The 18,419-nt window shown below is 68.8% G+C and carries 27 protein-coding genes and 1 pseudogene; 27 read left to right on the top strand and 1 reads right to left on the bottom strand.

Annotated elements, in window-relative coordinates; genetic code table 11:
- The first annotated feature begins 40 nt into the window (after positions 1–40).
- The 25 genes from rplV (at position 41) to truA (ending at position 14,698) form a co-directional block, all read left to right on the top strand.
- The gene (gene rplV / locus KUM32_RS20135) at positions 41–388 is read left to right on the top strand and encodes a 50S ribosomal protein L22 (RefSeq protein ID WP_006130776.1); all 348 of its coding nucleotides are present in this window, start codon (positions 41–43) and stop codon (positions 386–388) included.
- Entirely contained in the window at positions 388–1,218 is an 831-nt protein-coding gene (rpsC, locus tag KUM32_RS20130) for a 30S ribosomal protein S3 (protein ID WP_100569745.1), read from the top strand. Before rplV ends, rpsC begins: the two co-directional genes overlap by 1 nt.
- Before the next feature lie 5 nt (positions 1,219–1,223).
- A complete protein-coding gene (gene rplP / locus KUM32_RS20125; protein WP_009190136.1) occupies positions 1,224–1,643 on the top strand; it encodes a 50S ribosomal protein L16 in 420 nt (139 codons plus the stop codon).
- Positions 1,643–1,867, top strand: a complete 225-nt coding sequence (rpmC, locus tag KUM32_RS20120) for a 50S ribosomal protein L29 (RefSeq protein WP_003974259.1) — start codon at positions 1,643–1,645, stop codon at positions 1,865–1,867. Before rplP ends, rpmC begins: the two co-directional genes overlap by 1 nt.
- Entirely contained in the window at positions 1,867–2,151 is a 285-nt protein-coding gene (gene rpsQ / locus KUM32_RS20115) for a 30S ribosomal protein S17 (RefSeq protein WP_217143311.1), read from the top strand. Before rpmC ends, rpsQ begins: the two co-directional genes overlap by 1 nt.
- A gap of 243 nt (positions 2,152–2,394) precedes the next feature.
- Positions 2,395–2,763, top strand: coding sequence for a 50S ribosomal protein L14 (rplN, locus tag KUM32_RS20110; RefSeq protein WP_030831680.1), 369 nt, complete (start codon positions 2,395–2,397; stop codon positions 2,761–2,763).
- 2 nt (positions 2,764–2,765) lie between these two features.
- Positions 2,766–3,089 carry a 50S ribosomal protein L24 gene (gene rplX / locus KUM32_RS20105; protein ID WP_003992365.1) on the top strand — a complete coding sequence of 108 codons (324 nt, stop codon included), beginning with the start codon at positions 2,766–2,768 and terminating at the stop codon, positions 3,087–3,089.
- Positions 3,089–3,646: a 50S ribosomal protein L5 gene (gene rplE, locus KUM32_RS20100; RefSeq protein WP_189229139.1), complete on the top strand. Its 558-nt coding sequence runs from the start codon at positions 3,089–3,091 to the stop codon at positions 3,644–3,646. Before rplX ends, rplE begins: the two co-directional genes overlap by 1 nt.
- Positions 3,647–3,651: 5 nt before the next feature.
- Positions 3,652–3,837, top strand: a complete 186-nt coding sequence (locus KUM32_RS20095; RefSeq protein ID WP_003948630.1) for a type Z 30S ribosomal protein S14 — start codon at positions 3,652–3,654, stop codon at positions 3,835–3,837.
- A gap of 235 nt (positions 3,838–4,072) precedes the next feature.
- Complete coding sequence (gene rpsH / locus KUM32_RS20090) at positions 4,073–4,471, top strand: 30S ribosomal protein S8 (RefSeq protein ID WP_007384075.1); 399 nt, start codon at positions 4,073–4,075, stop codon at positions 4,469–4,471.
- A gap of 24 nt (positions 4,472–4,495) precedes the next feature.
- The gene (rplF, locus tag KUM32_RS20085) at positions 4,496–5,035 is read left to right on the top strand and encodes a 50S ribosomal protein L6 (RefSeq protein ID WP_217143310.1); all 540 of its coding nucleotides are present in this window, start codon (positions 4,496–4,498) and stop codon (positions 5,033–5,035) included.
- 3 nt (positions 5,036–5,038) lie between these two features.
- The gene (rplR, locus tag KUM32_RS20080) at positions 5,039–5,422 is read left to right on the top strand and encodes a 50S ribosomal protein L18 (protein ID WP_217143309.1); all 384 of its coding nucleotides are present in this window, start codon (positions 5,039–5,041) and stop codon (positions 5,420–5,422) included.
- Positions 5,423–5,463: 41 nt separating this feature from the next.
- Entirely contained in the window at positions 5,464–6,069 is a 606-nt protein-coding gene (gene rpsE / locus KUM32_RS20075) for a 30S ribosomal protein S5 (protein WP_004927232.1), read from the top strand.
- A gap of 2 nt (positions 6,070–6,071) precedes the next feature.
- A complete protein-coding gene (gene rpmD, locus KUM32_RS20070; protein ID WP_003974250.1) occupies positions 6,072–6,254 on the top strand; it encodes a 50S ribosomal protein L30 in 183 nt (60 codons plus the stop codon).
- A gap of 2 nt (positions 6,255–6,256) precedes the next feature.
- Positions 6,257–6,712, top strand: coding sequence for a 50S ribosomal protein L15 (rplO, locus tag KUM32_RS20065; RefSeq protein ID WP_217143308.1), 456 nt, complete (start codon positions 6,257–6,259; stop codon positions 6,710–6,712).
- A 240-nt stretch (positions 6,713–6,952) separates the two neighbouring features.
- Positions 6,953–8,266: a preprotein translocase subunit SecY gene (secY, locus tag KUM32_RS20060; RefSeq protein ID WP_217143307.1), complete on the top strand. Its 1,314-nt coding sequence runs from the start codon at positions 6,953–6,955 to the stop codon at positions 8,264–8,266.
- Positions 8,266–8,919, top strand: a complete 654-nt coding sequence (locus KUM32_RS20055) for an adenylate kinase (RefSeq protein ID WP_217143306.1) — start codon at positions 8,266–8,268, stop codon at positions 8,917–8,919. Before secY ends, KUM32_RS20055 begins: the two co-directional genes overlap by 1 nt.
- A gap of 135 nt (positions 8,920–9,054) precedes the next feature.
- Positions 9,055–9,891 carry a type I methionyl aminopeptidase gene (gene map, locus KUM32_RS20050; RefSeq protein WP_217143305.1) on the top strand — a complete coding sequence of 279 codons (837 nt, stop codon included), beginning with the start codon at positions 9,055–9,057 and terminating at the stop codon, positions 9,889–9,891.
- Between the two features lie 373 nt (positions 9,892–10,264).
- Entirely contained in the window at positions 10,265–10,486 is a 222-nt protein-coding gene (gene infA / locus KUM32_RS20045; protein ID WP_003948620.1) for a translation initiation factor IF-1, read from the top strand.
- A 197-nt stretch (positions 10,487–10,683) separates the two neighbouring features.
- Positions 10,684–10,797: a 50S ribosomal protein L36 gene (gene rpmJ, locus KUM32_RS20040; RefSeq protein WP_003974245.1), complete on the top strand. Its 114-nt coding sequence runs from the start codon at positions 10,684–10,686 to the stop codon at positions 10,795–10,797.
- Between the two features lie 188 nt (positions 10,798–10,985).
- On the top strand, positions 10,986–11,366 hold the full coding sequence (gene rpsM / locus KUM32_RS20035) for a 30S ribosomal protein S13 (RefSeq protein ID WP_004984507.1): 381 nt from the start codon (positions 10,986–10,988) through the stop codon (positions 11,364–11,366).
- 66 nt (positions 11,367–11,432) lie between these two features.
- Positions 11,433–11,837, top strand: a complete 405-nt coding sequence (gene rpsK / locus KUM32_RS20030) for a 30S ribosomal protein S11 (RefSeq protein WP_003956432.1) — start codon at positions 11,433–11,435, stop codon at positions 11,835–11,837.
- Positions 11,838–11,962: 125 nt separating this feature from the next.
- The gene (locus KUM32_RS20025; protein WP_031080491.1) at positions 11,963–12,985 is read left to right on the top strand and encodes a DNA-directed RNA polymerase subunit alpha; all 1,023 of its coding nucleotides are present in this window, start codon (positions 11,963–11,965) and stop codon (positions 12,983–12,985) included.
- A 206-nt stretch (positions 12,986–13,191) separates the two neighbouring features.
- Positions 13,192–13,698 carry a 50S ribosomal protein L17 gene (rplQ, locus tag KUM32_RS20020; protein WP_217143304.1) on the top strand — a complete coding sequence of 169 codons (507 nt, stop codon included), beginning with the start codon at positions 13,192–13,194 and terminating at the stop codon, positions 13,696–13,698.
- Between the two features lie 142 nt (positions 13,699–13,840).
- On the top strand, positions 13,841–14,698 hold the full coding sequence (gene truA / locus KUM32_RS20015; RefSeq protein ID WP_217143303.1) for a tRNA pseudouridine(38-40) synthase TruA: 858 nt from the start codon (positions 13,841–13,843) through the stop codon (positions 14,696–14,698).
- A gap of 20 nt (positions 14,699–14,718) precedes the next feature.
- Here the strand turns inward: truA and KUM32_RS20010 are convergent, their stop codons facing one another.
- Positions 14,719–15,699, bottom strand: a complete 981-nt coding sequence (locus KUM32_RS20010; RefSeq protein ID WP_374227535.1) for a hypothetical protein — start codon at positions 15,697–15,699, stop codon at positions 14,719–14,721.
- A 29-nt stretch (positions 15,700–15,728) separates the two neighbouring features.
- Between KUM32_RS20010 and KUM32_RS20005 the strand changes: the two genes are divergently transcribed.
- Positions 15,729–16,898: a CapA family protein gene (locus KUM32_RS20005; protein WP_308408685.1), complete on the top strand. Its 1,170-nt coding sequence runs from the start codon at positions 15,729–15,731 to the stop codon at positions 16,896–16,898.
- Between the two features lie 138 nt (positions 16,899–17,036).
- A pseudogene (locus KUM32_RS20000) lies at positions 17,037–18,419 on the top strand (HAMP domain-containing protein); the annotation flags it as partial.

Raw genomic sequence — 18,419 nt, 5'->3', positions numbered from 1 at the left:
CGGGGTGTGAAAGACCATGACAAACACTGAAGGGACAACCATGGAAGCCAGGGCCCAGGCGCGGTACATCCGCGTCACGCCCATGAAGGCCCGCCGCGTGGTGGACCTCATCCGTGGCATGGATGCCACGGAGGCTCAGGCGGTCCTGCGTTTCGCCCCGCAGGCCGCGAGCGTGCCGGTCGGCAAGGTGCTGGACAGCGCCATCGCCAACGCCGCGCACAACTACGACCACACTGATGTCGACAGCCTCTTCATTTCCGAGGCTTACGTCGACGAGGGCCCGACCCTGAAGCGGTTCCGTCCGCGCGCCCAGGGCCGTGCCTACCGGATCCGCAAGCGGACCAGCCACATCACCGTGGTCGTCAGCAGCAAGGAAGGAACCCGGTAATGGGCCAGAAGGTAAACCCGCACGGGTTCCGGCTCGGTGTCACGACCGACTTCAAGTCGCGTTGGTACGCCGACAAGCTGTACAAGGACTACGTCAAGGAAGACGTCGCCATCCGTCGGATGATGACGTCCGGCATGGAGCGCGCCGGCATCTCCAAGGTCGAGATCGAGCGCACCCGTGACCGCGTCCGCGTGGACATCCACACGGCTCGTCCGGGCATCGTCATCGGCCGCCGCGGCGCCGAGGCCGACCGCATCCGCGGTGACCTCGAGAAGCTGACGGGCAAGCAGGTCCAGCTGAACATCCTCGAGGTCAAGAACCCCGAGACGGACGCTCAGCTGGTCGCCCAGGCCGTCGCCGAGCAGCTCTCCTCCCGCGTCTCCTTCCGTCGGGCCATGCGCAAGAGCATGCAGTCCGCCATGAAGGCCGGCGCCAAGGGCATCAAGATCCAGTGCGGTGGCCGCCTCGGTGGCGCCGAGATGTCCCGCTCGGAGTTCTACCGCGAGGGCCGTGTGCCCCTGCACACGCTCCGCGCGAACGTGGACTACGGCTTCTTCGAGGCCAAGACGACCTTCGGCCGCATCGGTGTGAAGGTCTGGATCTACAAGGGCGACGTCAAGAACATCGCCGAGGTCCGCGCCGAGAACGCTGCCGCCCGTGCGGGTAACCGCCCGGCCCGCGGTGGCGCCGACCGCCCGGCCCGTGGTGGCCGCGGTGGCGAGCGGCGCGGTCGCAAGCCGCAGCAGCAGTCGGCTCCGGCCGCCGAGGCCCCCAAGGCCGACGCGCCCGCCGCTGCCGCTCCGGCTGAGAGCACCGGAACGGAGGCCTGACCGAAATGCTGATCCCCCGTAGGGTCAAGCACCGCAAGCAGCACCACCCGAAGCGCAACGGCATGTCCAAGGGTGGGACGCAGGTTGCGTTCGGCGAGTACGGCATCCAGGCGCTGACCCCGGCCTACGTCACGAACCGCCAGATCGAGGCGGCTCGTATCGCGATGACCCGCCACATCAAGCGTGGCGGCAAGGTCTGGATCAACATCTACCCGGACCGTCCGCTCACCAAGAAGCCGGCCGAGACCCGCATGGGTTCCGGTAAGGGTTCTCCGGAGTGGTGGATCGCCAACGTCAAGCCCGGACGCGTCATGTTCGAGCTGTCGTACCCCAACGAGAAGATCGCCCGTGAGGCGCTGACCCGTGCGGCCCACAAGCTGCCGATGAAGTGCCGGATCGTCAAGCGCGAGGCAGGTGAAGCGTGATGTCGGCCGGTACCAAGGCGTCCGAGCTGCGCGAGCTGGGCAACGAGGAGCTTCTGGCGAAGCTCCGCGAGGCCAAGGAAGAGCTGTTCAACCTCCGCTTCCAGGCGGCGACCGGTCAGCTCGAGAACCACGGTCGGCTGAAGGCCGTCCGTAAGGACATCGCGCGGATCTACACCCTGATGCGTGAGCGCGAGCTGGGCATCGAGACGGTGGAGAGCGCCTGATGAGCGAGAGCAACGTGACTGAGAACACCGAGGCACGCGGATTCCGCAAGACCCGTGAGGGTCTGGTCGTCAGCGACAAGATGGACAAGACCGTCGTCGTCGCCGTCGAGGACCGTGTCAAGCACGCGCTGTACGGCAAGGTCATCCGCCGTACGAGCAAGCTCAAGGCCCACGACGAGCAGAACGCCGCGGGCGTCGGCGACCGCGTCCTCCTCATGGAGACCCGGCCGCTGTCCGCGACGAAGCGCTGGCGCGTCGTCGAGGTCCTCGAGAAGGCCAAGTAATTCCTGCGGGGCTACCCGCGGGCCAGATGCGCCGCCTCGGCGGGGGTTCGTGAACCGACTCACGGACCCCCGCCGGGAAACCGGCCGGGCCGCGTGCGTCGTACGCGTTTTCACGCGCGTGTGACGCACGCGGCCGGGCCGGGGGCGGCCTCGTAATTCCTGCGGGGACCATCCGCAGGACAGTTCCGCCAGGCTCTCCGGGCTCGACCCCGGAGGGAACCGGCAGACAATCAGGAGATAGACGTGATCCAGCAGGAGTCGCGGCTGCGTGTCGCCGACAACACGGGTGCGAAGGAAGTCCTCTGCATCCGTGTGCTCGGTGGCTCCGGCCGCCGCTACGCGGGTATCGGTGACGTCATCGTCGCCACCGTCAAGGACGCGATCCCCGGTGGCAACGTGAAGAAGGGTGACGTCGTCAAGGCGGTCATCGTTCGCACCGTCAAGGAGCGCCGCCGTCCGGACGGCTCGTACATCCGCTTCGACGAGAACGCCGCCGTCATTCTGAAGAACGACGGCGACCCTCGTGGCACCCGTATCTTCGGCCCGGTCGGCCGTGAGCTGCGCGAGAAGAAGTTCATGAAGATCATCTCCCTCGCGCCGGAGGTGCTGTGAGCATGAAGATCAAGAAGGGCGACCTGGTCCAGGTCATCACCGGTAAGGACAAGGGCAAGCAGGGCAAGGTCATCGCGGCCTTCCCCCGCGAGGACCGCGTCCTGGTCGAGGGTGTCAACCGGGTCAAGAAGCACACCAAGGCCGGGCCGACCGCTCGCGGTTCGCAGGCCGGCGGCATCGTCACCACCGAGGCCCCGATCCACGTCTCCAACGTCCAGCTGGTCGTGGAGAAGGACGGCAACAAGGTCGTGACCCGCGTCGGTTACCGCTTCGACGACGAAGGCAACAAGATCCGCGTTGCCAAGCGGACGGGTGAGGACATCTGATGACGACCACCACCACTCCGCGTCTGAAGACGAAGTACCGCGAGGAGATCGCGGGCAAGCTGCGTGAGGAGTTCTCCTACGAGAACGTCATGCAGGTTCCCGGCCTCGTCAAGATCGTGGTCAACATGGGTGTGGGCGACGCCGCCCGCGACTCCAAGCTGATCGAGGGCGCCATCCGCGACCTCACCACGATCACCGGTCAGAAGCCGGCCGTCACCAAGGCCCGCAAGTCCATCGCGCAGTTCAAGCTGCGCGAGGGCCAGCCGATCGGTGCCCACGTCACGCTCCGTGGCGACCGCATGTGGGAGTTCCTGGACCGCACCCTGTCGCTCGCGCTGCCGCGCATCCGCGACTTCCGCGGCCTGTCCCCCAAGCAGTTCGACGGCCGTGGCAACTACACCTTCGGTCTCACGGAGCAGGTCATGTTCCACGAGATCGACCAGGACAAGATCGACCGCGTCCGGGGTATGGACATCACCGTGGTCACCACGGCGACCAACGACGCTGAGGGCCGCGCGCTCCTTCGTCACCTCGGCTTCCCGTTCAAGGAGGCGTGAGCGAGATGGCGAAGAAGGCTCTGATCGCTAAGGCTGCTCGCAAGCCCAAGTTCGGTGTGCGTGGCTACACCCGCTGCCAGCGCTGCGGCCGCCCGCACTCCGTCTACCGCAAGTTCGGCCTGTGCCGCGTGTGCCTTCGTGAGATGGCTCACCGTGGCGAGCTGCCGGGCGTGACCAAGAGTTCCTGGTAATCCGGTAATTCCGGGTTATTCAGACTCTCGGTAAGCATCTGGGTCGGCAGAGGCCCGGCTCCCCATGCCGTAGGCTGGCGGGGTTGGGCGTCTGCCGCCCGTACGCCCGCAGGCAGTGCCTGCAAATGTTTGCTTACTACGCCGTAGGTCCACCGCGCCGCACCCGTCCCGTCTCGGATCGGGGAGAGGGATGGCGCACCAGGAAACCCCGGCGAGAGAGGCCGAAGGCCAATTCATGACCATGACTGATCCGATCGCAGACATGCTTACGCGTCTGCGGAACGCTAACTCGGCGTACCACGACTCCGTGACGATGCCGGCGTCCAAGATCAAGTCTCACATCGCGGAGATCCTCCAGCAGGAGGGCTTCATCACGGGCTGGAAGGTCGAGGACGCCGAGGTCGGCAAGAACCTCGTCCTCGAGCTGAAGTTCGGCCCGAACCGTGAGCGCTCCATCGCGGGCATCAAGCGGATCTCCAAGCCCGGTCTCCGGGTGTACGCGAAGTCCACCAACCTGCCCAAGGTGCTGGGTGGCCTCGGCGTGGCGATCATCTCCACGTCGCACGGGCTCCTCACCGACAAGCAGGCCGGCAAGAAGGGCGTGGGTGGGGAAGTCCTCGCCTACGTCTGGTAGCGGAAGGGAACGGAGGAAACAGCTATGTCGCGCATCGGCAAGCTCCCCATCGCGGTTCCCGCCGGCGTGGACGTCACCATCGACGGCCGTACGGTCGCGGTCAAGGGCCCCAAGGGCACGCTGACCCACACCGTCGTGGCGCCGATCGACATCGCCAAGGGTGAGGACGGCGTTCTGAACGTCACCCGCCCCAACGACGAGCGTCAGAGCAAGGCCCTGCACGGCCTGTCCCGCACGCTGGTGGCGAACATGATCACCGGCGTGACCCAGGGTTACGTGAAGAAGCTCGAGATCAGCGGTGTCGGTTACCGCGTGGTCGCCAAGGGTTCGAACCTGGAGTTCTCCCTCGGCTACAGCCACCCGATCACCGTCGAGGCCCCCGAGGGCATCACCTTCAAGGTGGAGTCCCCGACCCGTTTCTCGGTCGAGGGCATCGACAAGCAGAAGGTCGGCGAGGTTGCGGCCAACATCCGCAAGCTGCGCAAGCCCGACCCGTACAAGGCCAAGGGCGTCAAGTACGAGGGCGAAGTCATCCGCCGCAAGGTCGGAAAGGCGGGTAAGTAAGCCATGGCATACGGGCAGAAGATCCTCAAGGGCGACGCCTACAAGCGCGCCGCGATCAAGCGCCGTCACATCCGTATCCGCAAGCGGATCGCGGGTACCGCGGAGCGTCCCCGTCTGGTCGTGACCCGCTCCAACCGCCACATCGTGGCCCAGGTGATCGACGACCTCAAGGGGCACACCCTTGCGTCGGCGTCCACCCTGGACACCTCGATCCGTGGTGGCGAGGCCGACAAGTCCGCGCAGGCCAAGCAGGTCGGCGCCCTGGTCGCGGAGCGCGCCAAGGCCGCCGGTGTCGAGGCCGTCGTGTTCGACCGCGGTGGCAACCAGTACGCCGGGCGCATCGCCGCTCTGGCGGACGCCGCCCGCGAAGCCGGACTGAAGTTCTGAGCCGGTTCCGTAGCTAGCGGAAACAGAGAGAGGTAATTCCAATGGCTGGACCCCAGCGCCGCGGTGGCGGTGCCGGTGGCGGCGAGCGGCGGGACCGGAAGGGCCGTGACGGCGGCGCAGCTGCCGCCGAGAAGACCGCTTACGTTGAGCGCGTCGTCGCGATCAACCGTGTCGCCAAGGTTGTGAAGGGTGGTCGTCGCTTCAGCTTCACCGCGCTGGTCGTGGTGGGCGACGGTGACGGCACCGTGGGTGTCGGTTACGGCAAGGCCAAGGAGGTGCCGGCCGCCATCGCCAAGGGCGTTGAGGAGGCCAAGAAGCACTTCTTCAAGGTCCCCCGCATCCAGGGCACCATCCCGCACCCCATCCAGGGTGAGAAGGCTGCCGGCGTCGTGCTGCTCAAGCCCGCGTCCCCGGGTACCGGTGTTATCGCCGGTGGTCCGGTGCGCGCCGTGCTCGAGTGCGCCGGTATCCACGACGTGCTGTCGAAGTCGCTCGGCTCCGACAACCAGATCAACATCGTGCACGCGACCGTGGAGGCCCTCAAGGGCCTGCAGCGTCCCGAGGAGATCGCGGCCCGCCGTGGTCTGCCGCTCGAGGACGTCGCTCCCGCGGCTCTTCTCCGTGCGCGTGCCGGGGCGGGTGCGTAATCATGGCGCAGCTCAAGATTACGCAGGTCAAGTCCTACATCGGCAGCAAGCAGAACCACCGTGACACCCTGCGTTCCCTTGGTCTCAAGGGGATCAACACGCAGGTCGTCAAGGAGGACCGCCCCGAGTTCCGCGGCATGGTGCACACCGTCCGCCACCTCGTGACGGTCGAGGAGGTCGACTGATCATGGGTGAGCAGAACCCGCTCAAGATCCACAACCTCCGTCCCGCCCCGGGCGCCAAGACCGCCAAGACCCGTGTCGGTCGTGGTGAGGCGTCGAAGGGTAAGACGGCCGGTCGTGGTACGAAGGGCACGAAGGCCCGTTACCAGGTTCCGGAGCGCTTCGAGGGTGGCCAGATGCCCCTCCACATGCGTCTCCCGAAGCTGAAGGGCTTCAAGAACCCGTTCAAGACCGAGTTCCAGGTCGTGAACCTCGACAAGCTGGCCGCGCTGTACCCCGAGGGTGGCGAGGTCACCGTCGAGGGCCTCGTGGCCAAGGGTGCCGTTCGCAAGAACAGCCTCGTCAAGGTCCTCGGCCAGGGCGAGATCTCCGTGGCGCTGCAGGTGTCGGTCGACGCCGTCTCCGGCTCCGCCAAGGAGAAGATCACCGCCGCCGGTGGTACCGTCACCGAGCTCGTCTGATCCCTTCAGGCGTCTCGATGACTTGAGCGATCCCGACCGGGGATACCCACGAGAAGGGGTATCCCCGGTTGGTCGTTCCAAGGGCAGTGGTCCGCCGGTAAGGTGGCCTGCGCTGCCCTCTTTCACGGGTGCGTCACATGAGGCACTCTGAGCGGCAGTTGACCGTTCCTTACTTTGTCGTCAGTCGAACCTCAAGACCGTCACCCTTGACGCAGTAGCGCGGGGGTCGCAGGAGGCACCGTGCTCACCGCGTTCGCCCGGGCGTTCAAGACGCCCGACCTGCGCAAGAAGCTGCTCTTCACGCTCGGCATCATCGTGGTCTACCGGCTCGGTACCCACGTCCCGATTCCGGGCGTCGACTACAAAAGCGTCCAGGAGTGCGTGGACCAGGCGTCGGGCAACCAGGGCCTCTTCGGGCTGGTCAACATGTTCAGCGGCGGTGCGCTGCTGCAGATCACGGTCTTCGCGCTCGGCATCATGCCGTACATCACGGCGAGCATCATTCTGCAGCTGCTGACCGTGGTGATCCCGCGTCTGGAAGCCCTCAAGAAGGAGGGCCAGGCCGGCACGGCGAAGATCACGCAGTACACCCGTTACCTGACCATCGCGCTCGCCATCCTCCAGGGCACCGGCCTGGTGGCCACCGCGCGCAGCGGTGCCCTCTTCTCCGGTTGCACCGTCGCGGGCCAGATCGTGCCCGACCAGTCGATCTTCACCACCGTCGTCATGGTGATCTGCATGACCGCCGGCACGGCCGTCGTCATGTGGCTCGGCGAACTCGTCACCGACCGCGGCATCGGCAACGGCATGTCGATCCTCATGTTCATCTCGATCGCCGCGACCTTCCCGTCCGCCCTGTGGGCCATCAAGACCGAGGGCGAGCTGGCGGACGGCTGGATCGAGTTCGGCACCGTGATCCTCGTCGGCCTGGTCATGGTCGGCCTGGTGGTCTTCGTGGAGCAGGCCCAGCGCCGCATTCCCGTCCAGTACGCGAAGCGCATGATCGGCCGTCGCTCCTACGGCGGTACGTCGACGTACATCCCGCTCAAGGTGAACCAGGCGGGTGTCATCCCCGTCATCTTCGCCTCGTCGCTGCTCTACATCCCGGCGCTGATCGTCCAGTTCTCGAACTCGACGGCGGGCTGGGCCACCTGGATCACGAGGAACCTCGCCGACACGGCCGCGACGCCGCACATCGTCCTGTACTTCTTCCTGATCGTCTTCTTCGCCTTCTTCTACGTGGCCATCTCGTTCAACCCCGAGGAAGTCGCGGACAACATGAAGAAGTATGGTGGCTTCATCCCGGGCATCCGGGCTGGCCGACCGACCGCTGAGTACCTGAGCTACGTACTCAACCGGATCACCTGGCCGGGTTCGCTGTATCTGGGCCTGATCTCTCTCGTGCCGACAATGGCGTTGGCTGGTTTCGGGGCAAACCAGAACTTCCCGTTCGGCGGTACCAGCATCCTGATCATCGTGGGTGTCGGTCTTGAGACGGTGAAGCAGATCGAGAGCCAGCTCCAGCAGCGCAATTACGAAGGGTTCCTCCGCTGATGCGAATCGTCCTCGTCGGGCCTCCGGGCGCCGGAAAGGGAACGCAGGCCACCCGCCTCGCCGAGACGCTGCACATCCCGCACATCTCCACGGGTGACCTGTTCCGCGCGAACATCAGCCAGCAGACCGAGCTGGGCAAGCTCGCGAAGTCGTACATGGACGCCGGCAACCTGGTCCCGGACGAGGTCACCATCGCCATGGCGAAGGACCGCATGGAGCAGCCCGACGCCGAGGGCGGCTTCCTGCTGGACGGCTTCCCGCGCAACGTGTCCCAGGCGGAGGCGCTGGACGAGCTCCTCGAGACCGAGAACATGAAGCTCGACGCGGTGCTGGACCTGGAGGCCCCCGAGGGCGAGGTCGTCAAGCGGATCGCCGGCCGGCGCGTCTGCCGCAACAACTCGGCGCACGTCTTCCACGTGACGTACACCCCGCCGAAGGAGGAAGGCGTCTGCGACGTCTGCGGCGGCGAGCTGTACCAGCGGGACGACGACTCCGAGGAGACGGTCCGCAAGCGGCTCGAGGTCTACCACACGCAGACCGAGCCGATCATCGACTACTACAAGGCGCAGGGCCTGGTCGTCACCATCTCGGCGATGGGAGCGGTGGACGAGGTCACCGGCCGTGCGCTGGAGGCGCTGAAGCGCGACAAGTAGTTCTTGCCCGGTTGCAGCCGCGGTCCCTTGCTCAGGGGGGCCGCGGCTGAGCTGTGGGGTGGGAGGGTCCCGGGTCCCGCCCCGTATCGTTGGAAGCGTTCGTCGTCTCTCCGGTCCAGAAAGGCCGCAGCCCCCATGGTGCAGATCAAGAGCCCCGAGCAGATCGCCAAGATGCGTGAGGCGGGGCTGGTCGTCGCCGCCATCCACGCGGCCACGCGTGAGGCGGCCGTGCCCGGCGCCACGACCAAGGACCTGGACATGGTCGCGCGCAAGGTCCTCGCGGAGCACAACGCCAAGCCGAACTTCCTGGGCTACGGCGGCTTCCCGGCGACCATCTGCACGTCGGTGAACGAGGTCGTCGTCCACGGCATCCCGTCCGACGACGTGGTCCTCAAGGACGGCGACATCATCTCCATCGACTGCGGCGCCATCATCGACGGATGGCACGGTGACGCCGCCTACACCGCGTTCGTCGGCTCCGGTCACGCCCCGGAGCTGGTGGAGCTCTCCCGGGTGACGGAGGAGTCGATGTGGGCGGGCATCGCGGCCATGAAGCAGGGCAACCGGCTCGTGGCCGTCTCCCGGGCCATCGAGACGTACATCCGCCGCCAGCCCAAGCCCGGCGGCGGCAAGTACGGGATCATCGAGGACTACGGCGGCCACGGCATCGGCACCGAGATGCACATGGACCCGCACCTGCTGAACTACGTCGACCGCCGGCGCGGCAAGGGCCCGAAGCTGGTCCCCGGCTTCTGCCTGGCCATCGAGCCGATGGTGTCCCTCGGCACCCCGCGCACCGAGGTCCTCCAGGACGACTGGACGGTCATCACGACGGACGGCACCTGGTCCTCCCACTGGGAGCACTCGGTGGCCCTCACGGAGCAGGGCCCCCTGGTCCTGACGGCGCCGGACGGCGGCAAGGCGAAGCTGGCGGAGCTGGGCATCACGGCGGCGCCGGACCCGCTGGGCTGAGGCGGGCCCGGGCCACCGCGGCCGGCCGGAGGCCGGCGCAGCCGCTCGAAGCCCGTGAGGCGCCCCGGGCGCCGAGCCCGCGAGAGGGGCGTCGGGGGTCGGGTCGGCGGCAAGGCGAAGCCGGCGGAGCTGGGCATCACGGCGGCGCCGGACCCGCTGGGCTGAGGCGGGCCGGGCCACGCGGCCGGCCGGAGGCCGATCCGCTGGGACGGCGGTGCGCATAACGATCGCCGCACTGGGGCAGGCTTCCTCGTTTCGCCTTTCCGGGTGTGCTGACGTAGACTGACGCGTCGGCTCTAGTGCACCCGCATGCCTGCATGCGCCAACAGGGTGTAACGGAGTCGATCAAGGTAGTCGATTCGAAGGGCGAAGCGTGGCCAAGAAGCAAGGTGCCATCGAGATCGAGGGCACTGTCGTCGAGTCTCTTCCGAACGCCATGTTCAAGGTCGAGCTCCAGAACGGCCACCAGGTCCTGGCACACATCAGCGGCAAGATGCGCATGCACTACATCCGCATCCTCCCTGACGACCGGGTCGTGGTGGAGCTGTCTCCGTACGACCTGACGCGTGGCCGGATCGTTTACCGATACAAGTGAGCTTGGGCGGGTCCCGTACCCGCCCCGGCGGCCGGGAGGGTCGCCGCTGGACAGGCTCGTCCTGTCAAACTCCCCGGAGCGATCCAGGGAAGGGCCTTCCCGCCCGTCGGGAAGCGAACTCCAACGGTACAAGTAGATCTTTCCCCTGCCCCGGCTCCGTATGGTGCGGGGGCACTGAGCCCGGAGAACTTCACTCAATGAAGGTCAAGCCGAGCGTCAAGAAGATCTGCGACAAGTGCAGGGTGATCCGCCGTCACGGCCGGGTCATGGTCATCTGCGACAACCCGCGCCACAAGCAGCGCCAGGGCTGACGCACGACCGTTCCCTCCGCGATTCGCAGGACTTCGCGCGACGCGAGCTGAATATGTTCATACGCAGAGCCCGGGCACCCAGGTGCCCGACACCCCCGGTTCGGAGGCCGGGGACCCGATCCGTACCTGATACGGCGGCCGGGAGCCGGTTCTGTGGAAGACCTCCGAAGATCAACTGGAGCCATTGAATGGCACGCGTTTCCGGTGTTGACATCCCGCGCGAAAAGCGCGTGGAGATCGCCCTCACCTACGTGTTCGGCATCGGCCGGACCCTCTCGCAGCAGACGCTCGCTGCCACCGGCGTGGACCCGAACACCCGTGTTCGTGACCTCTCCGAGGAGCAGCTCGTCGCGATCCGCGAGTACGTCGACAACAACATCAAGACCGAGGGTGACCTCCGTCGCGAGATCCAGGCCGACATCCGCCGCAAGGTCGAGATCGGCACCTACCAGGGTCTGCGGCACCGCCGCGGTCTGCCCGTCCGCGGCCAGCGCACCAGCACCAACGCCCGCACCCGCAAGGGCCCGCGTCGCGCCATCGCCGGCAAGAAGAAGCCGGGCAAGAAGTAGTCCGCAGCGGACTCGCCGTCCAGCGGTCTTCGCTGTAGGACCGACCACCTCCCGTAGGAGTACGACATGCCCCCCAAGGGACGTCAGGGCGCTGCCAAGAAGGTGCGCCGCAAGGAAAAGAAGAACGTCGCTCACGGCCACGCGCACATCAAGAGCACGTTCAACAACACGATCGTTTCGATCACGGACCCGTCCGGCAACGTGATCTCCTGGGCCTCCGCCGGCCACGTCGGCTTCAAGGGCTCCCGGAAGTCCACGCCGTTCGCCGCGCAGATGGCCGCCGAGTCGGCTGCCCGCCGCGCCCAGGAGCACGGCATGCGCAAGGTCGACGTGTTCGTCAAGGGCCCGGGTTCCGGTCGTGAGACCGCGATCCGCTCCCTCCAGGCCACCGGCCTCGAGGTCGGCTCGATCCAGGACGTCACGCCGACCCCGCACAACGGCTGCCGTCCGCCGAAGCGCCGTCGCGTCTGACGCGTCCGGTCTCGCTTCACCAGGGTTTTCACGGGCGGTACGGCTCTTCCGGGTCGTATCGCCCGTACCCTTGCAGTACTAGTCGGGCGTCAAATAGCGGGCGCCCCTGACTGAAGGATTCGCACATGCTGATCGCTCAGCGTCCCTCGTTGACCGAAGAGGTCGTCGACGAGTTCCGCTCCCGGTTCGTCATCGAGCCGCTGGAGCCGGGCTTCGGCTACACCCTCGGCAACTCCCTGCGTCGTACGCTCCTCTCCTCGATCCCGGGTGCGGCGGTCACGTCCATCCGCATCGACGGTGTCCTGCACGAGTTCACCACCGTGCCGGGCGTCAAGGAGGACGTCACCGACCTGATCCTCAACATCAAGCAGCTGGTCGTCTCCTCGGAGCACGACGAGCCGGTCGTGATGTACCTGCGCAAGCAGGGCCCGGGTCTGGTCACCGCCGCCGACATCGCGCCGCCGGCCGGTGTCGAGGTGCACAACCCCGACCTCGTCCTCGCCACGCTCAACAGCAAGGGCAAGCTGGAGATGGAGCTGACCGTCGAGCGCGGTCGCGGCTACGTCTCCGCCGTGCAGAACAAGCAGGTGGGCCAGGAGATCGGCCGTATCCCGGTCGACTCGATCTACTCGCCGGTGCTCAAGGTCACGTACAAGGTCGAGGCCACGCGTGTCGAGCAGCGCACCGACTTCGACAAGCTGATCGTCGACGTCGAGACCAAGCAGGCCATGCGTCCGCGCGACGCCATGGCGTCGGCCGGCAAGACCCTCGTCGAGCTGTTCGGTCTCGCCCGCGAGCTGAACATCGACGCCGAGGGCATCGACATGGGTCCGTCCCCGACGGACGCCGCGCTCGCCGCCGACCTGGCGCTGCCGATCGAGGAGCTGGAGCTCACCGTTCGGTCGTACAACTGCCTCAAGCGTGAGGGCATCCACTCCGTGGGTGAGCTCGTCGCCCGCTCCGAGGCCGACCTGCTCGACATCCGCAACTTCGGTGCGAAGTCGATCGACGAGGTCAAGGCCAAGCTCGCGGGTATGGGGCTGGCGCTGAAGGACTCGCCTCCCGGGTTCGACCCGACCGCCGCGGCGGACGCCTTCGGCGCCGACGACGACGCGGACGCGGGCTTCGTGGAGACCGAGCAGTACTGAGAGCTCGGGCCTTCCGGTCCGTACTCGGGTGCGGGGGCGCTGTGGCCGGCCGCGTCCACGCGACGGAGTCGCATGCCGACACCGCCCCGCACCCCCTCCGGACGGGTCCCCACGGGGCCCTGTCCGGATCTCCGACAGGCGACCGCCTGCTCGGATACTGACTCCGGTACCTGATACGGCCGGGGCAGACACCTAGGAGAAACACCATGCCGAAGCCCACCAAGGGTGCCCGTCTGGGCGGCAGCGCCGCGCACGAGAAGCTGCTCCTCGCGAACCTCGCGAAGTCGCTGTTCGAGCACGGCCGCATCACCACCACCGAGGCGAAGGCGCGCAAGCTGCGTCCGTACGCCGAGCGTCTGGTCACCAAGGCGAAGAAGGGCGACCTTCACAACCGCCGTCAGGTGCTCCAGGTGATCACGGACAAGAGCATCGTCCACACGCTCTTCACCGAGATCGGCCCGCGCTACGAGAACCGTCCCGGTGGTTACACCCGGATCACCAAGATCGGTAACCGCCGTGGCGACAACGCGCCCATGGCCGTCATCGAGCTGGTCGAGGCGCTGACCGTGGCGCAGCAGGCCACCGGCGAGGCCGAGGCCGCGACGAAGCGTGCCGCCAAGGACGCCGAGGGCTCCGCCGAGGCTGCCGAGGCCAAGGTCGACACGGCCAAGGCCGACGACGAGGCTGCCGCCGAGGAGTCGAAGGACGCGTAAGCGTTCTGCCGGGGGCTGTGCGACGGCGGCTGCGGCTTCGGCGTGGTGTGTCGCGCAGTTCCCCGCGCCCCTTCAGGGCGTTGGCGGGTCCGCTCCTTTTACAGGGGCGGGCCCGCTTTCGTGTGGGTGAGAGGATCTCTGGGTGAGTGACGAAGTACAGCCCGGGTTCGTGCGGGTGCGGCTGGATCTTTCCTACGACGGGACCGCGTTCTCCGGCTGGGCCAAGCAGGCCGGCGGTCGCCGGACGGTGCAGGGGGAGATCGAGGACGCGCTGCGGACGGTCACGCGGTCCGGTGAGACGTACGAGCTGACCGTGGCGGGACGGACCGACGCCGGGGTGCACGCCCGGGGGCAGGTCGCCCACGTCGACCTGGAGCGCGAGGTGTGGGCCGAGCACCACGCGAAGCTGCTCAAGCGGCTCGCGGGGCGGCTGCCGAGGGACGTGCGGGTGTGGGCCCTCAGGGAGGCGCCCAGCGGCTTCAACGCGCGGTTCTCGGCGGTCTGGCGGCGCTACGCCTACCGGGTCACCGACAACCCCGGCGGTGTCGACCCCCTGCTGCGCGGCCACGTCCTGTGGCACGACTGGCCCCTCGACGTGGACGCCATGAACGAGGCCGCCCGGGAGCTGCTGGGGGAGCACGACTTCGCCGCCTACTGCAAGAAGCGGGAGGGGGCCACCACCATCCGGACGCTCCAGGAGCTGAGCCTGGTGCGCGGCGAGGACGACGGGATCATCACCGCCACCGTGCGGGCCGACGCGTTCTGCCACAACATGGTGCGCTCCCTCATCGGGGCGCTGCTGTTCGTCGGCGACGGACACCGCACGCCGGACTGGCCGGCCAAGGTGCTCGCCGCCCGCGTACGCGACTCGGCCGTGCACGTCGTACGGCCGCACGGGCTGACGCTGGAGGAGGTCGGCTACCCGGCCGACGAGCTGCTCGCGGCCCGGAACAAGGAGGCGCGCAACAAGCGGTCCCTGCCGGCGGCCGGCTGCTGCTGAGCGGACGTCCGGGGCCCGGGTCAGTCATCGGCCCAGGAGGTGAGCAGTCCGGCCACGGCGCTCGCGGCCTCGTCGGCGTCGCGGCCGTCGCCCCGGGCGTCGGGGGCCAGCTCCAGGTGGACGAAGGTCGCGTGCTGCCGCTGGGCCGCCCGGCCCTGGACGTTGGTCCTGCCCTCCAGCGGGCAGCGCGCCGACCAGGCCCGGCAGACCCGCAGCCCGTCCGACTCCAGGCGGTCGGCCAGGGCGGAGACCTCGCCGGGGGCGCTGCGGGCGGCACCCGTGGACAGCACGGCGTCGTAGCGGTCCGTCGTGGACTCGGCGAAGCCGTGCAGCTGGATCCCGGGCACCCCGCGTTTCTGCAGCTCCAGGACGATGCCGTGGAAGGCGCTGTCCTCGCGGTGGGCGACGTCGGCGGCGTCGCCGGGCCCGGCCCGGCGGTGGGCGCCGGCCAGGACCAGAGCGCCGCCGGGAGTGTCCTCCAGCAGTCGCACGCCCAGCTCCTCGGTGTCCCGGTCGGAGACGGGGTGCGGTACCTGCGCGCTCCAGCGGACGCTTGAGTCGGCGTTCAGGTACAGCCGGCCCCACTGGGCGCTCTCGCCCGTGCCGGTGGCCGCGACCTCGTCGTAGCGGCGGCCGGACTCGGCGTCGGTGAGCCGGGTGACGCCGAGGCCGAGCGGGGCGAGCAGGCGTTCGGCGTCGCGCGCGTTCCCCTCCAGCAGGCTCGTGACCCCCCGGGCCAGCCGGGCGCGCTGCTCCTCGTCGGGGGGCGAGTAGGGGCCGTCGGGGGACAGGGCCTTCGTGTATGACAGGACGCGGTCACGCAGGTCGACGCGCTCTTGGGCCTTCGGTTGCGAGGCATGTGTGGAGGCCTCGGAGGACTCCTGACACCCGGACAACACCAGGAGGACACCGAGCAGACAGAAGACGCGCACCAGTAACTGACTGGTAATCACACGGTCAGAGTGAGTTCTGAGGCTCATGTGAACGTGCTTCGGTGACATTACGTGAGTCTCTCCGTGTCGGGCGTGCCGTGGCGGTGCTGGCTGCCGTCGCCTCGGTGGCCACCGCGTGCGCCTCCGGGTCCGTGGAGCCGCAGGCGAAGCCGGGCGGACGCTCGTTCACCGTAGCCGCCGCGGGTGACGTGCTGGTTCACCCCGCGTTGGTGGAGCAGGCGGCCGAGGACGCCGGGAGGACCGGCGGGGGCGAGGCCGGACTGGACTTCGGGCCGCTGCTCGCCGGGGTGAAGCCGGTCATCGGCGAGGCGGACCTCGCGATCTGTCACATGGGGACGCCCGTCGGGAAGCCCGAGGGACCCTTCCAGGGGCATCCGGAGTTCCTGGTGCCGCCGCAGATCCTGACGGCTCTGAAGGACGTGGGGTACGACACCTGTTCCACGGCCTCCCACCACACCTTCGACCACGGTCCCGAGGCCGTACGGCGGACGCTGGACGCCATGGACGAGGTGGGCCTCGGTCACGCCGGCTCGGCGCGCACGCCCGCGGAGGCGGAGCGGATCGACATCCGTGACGTGAGGGGCGTCAGGGTGGCCCATCTCGCGTACTCCGGGGAGTCCCTCCGCGGCCCCGCGCCCGAGGCGGAGAGCTGGGCGGTCAGCCGGAGCAGTGCCGAGGAGATCAGGAAGGACGAGAGCCGGGCCCGTGAGGCGGGGGCCGAGGTGGTGCTCCTGTCGGTCCACTGGGGACTGGAGCACTCCAACGAGCCGAGCGTGCCGCAGGTCGAGCTGGCCCGGCGGATCACCGAGGAGACCGGTGTCGACCTGGTGATCGGACACCACGCGCACGTGGTCCAGCCGATCCAGAAGGTGAACGGCACCTGGGTCGCCTACGGCCTCGGCAACCAGGTGGCCCGGCACTTCTCCCCGACCGGGCTGACCGAGGAGGGGGCGATCGGCTGGTTCGATTTCCGGGAGCGGGCCGAGGGCGGCTGGGACGTCACCGCCCGCTACCGCCCCACGCTGGTGGACATCCCGCCGGAGCCGGAGCGGGGTGAGGAACGGACCGACGGAGCCGTCGAGGACCACCGGCTGGTGGACGTGCGGCACGAGATCGACCACCCGGACGGCCTGTCCGACGAGCGGCTCGCCCGCTACCGGCTCGCCGCCGACCGCACCCGCGGCTTCCTCCACAACCGGGGCGGGCCCGGCGGTGACGGCCTGAGACCGCTGTCCCTGGAGGAATGAGCGCAGCCGCCGCCCGTTCCGCGGCGGGGCCGCACCCCGACGGCATTCATCAGGGTTCCACGTGACGGCGTCGCGCGACCGCGGCAGCGGTGCGTCCAGCGTGCGCCGGGCACCCGCAGCAACCAAGGAAGAAGACCGGTGACATCGAGTCGTGCCGCGTACTTCGGGCGGAAGAACCGGCAACGCAGCCGCAGGCGGGCGGACATGCCGCTGCTGGGCGGCGTCCGCCCCCCGATCGCGGTGCTGTGCCTGCTGATCGTCGCCCTGGCCGGGCTCACGGCGAAGGTGCTCGGTCCCGGTGACGACGCCGTGGTGCCCAGGGCGGTGCTGTCCTCGCAGCGGCACTTCGCGGAGGACGGCGCCGTCGCGCTGCGCGCATCGATCGACGAGCGGGTCACTGACCTGCGGCGCACCGCCGCGGCGCGGAACGCGCAGGAGCCCGAGGAGCCGGAGCGCGTCCTGTCCGACCTGGGCCGGACCTACCAGAAGTGGACCGGCACCACCGTGGTCGGCCTGGAGAGCGGCGAGGTGCTCGCCGCGCGTGGAGAAAGGATTCCTCTCGGCTGGCTCGACGGGGACGTCCTCACCGGCGAGCACGCCCTCACCCCGCGCATGGTGCGGCTGGAGACGGGGGACGTCCGGCTGATGACGATGGCCGTCCTCGACGGGAGGGGCGGGGCGCGGCAGCTGCTGATCGCGGCCAGCAGCCTGTCCGTACCCGCCATCAACCTGGGGCCGTTCCGCGGCATGGCGGTCGTCACCCGGGACGGCGAGGTCCTCGCGGCCGAGGGCTTCGAGCATCCCGGGGCCTCCGGCTCCGGTCAGAGGCGCGCGGAGCTCGCCTTCCTGCGGCGGCAGCTGTCGCTCCTCTCCGACCGGGCCGCCGAGCGGACCGAGGAGCACCCGGTCAGTGCCAGGGAGCCCGGATCCCGCGGTTACCCCGGCGTCAGCGGCACCCTGCTGGGAGACGACCGCGACGGCCGGATCGTCACCGCCGGATACGCCTCCCTCGCCTCCTACGACCCGCAGGAGAAGGACAGCGTCGCCGCGGGCCTCGGCCTCACGGTGGTGGCCCTGCTGCCCGTGGTCCAGCAGCAGGGTGCCGCCGACACGGACCGGGAGCTGTACGGGCTGGTCGCGGCCGGGGCCCTGGTCGTGCTCGGGCTGGCCGCCGCGGCCGTGCTGTGGGCGGGCGTACAGCGCCCCCTGCTGCGGCTGTTCCTGGAGTCCCGCCGGCTCGCCCGCGGCGACCTGGCCCGGCCGGTCGCGGTGCCCCGCTGGGGCGAGGCGGCCCGGATCGGCACCGCGCTGGAACGCCTGCGGGGGCGGCTCCTCGGGGACGGAGCCGGGCGCGGTGAAGGGCTGGGCGCCGGGGTGCCGGGTGCCGGAACGGGTGGGGTGTCGGGTGCTGGAGGCGGTGGGGTGTCGGGTGCCGGAACGGGTGGGGTGTCGGGTGCCGGAACCGGTGGGGTGTCGGGTGCTGGAGGCGGTGGGGTGCCGGGTGCCGGAACCGGTGGGGTG

The organism is Streptomyces sp. AC627_RSS907, from assembly GCF_019049165.1.
Note: the sequence above shows the minus strand (reverse complement) of the source record. Positions and strands in the feature narration are given on the sequence as shown.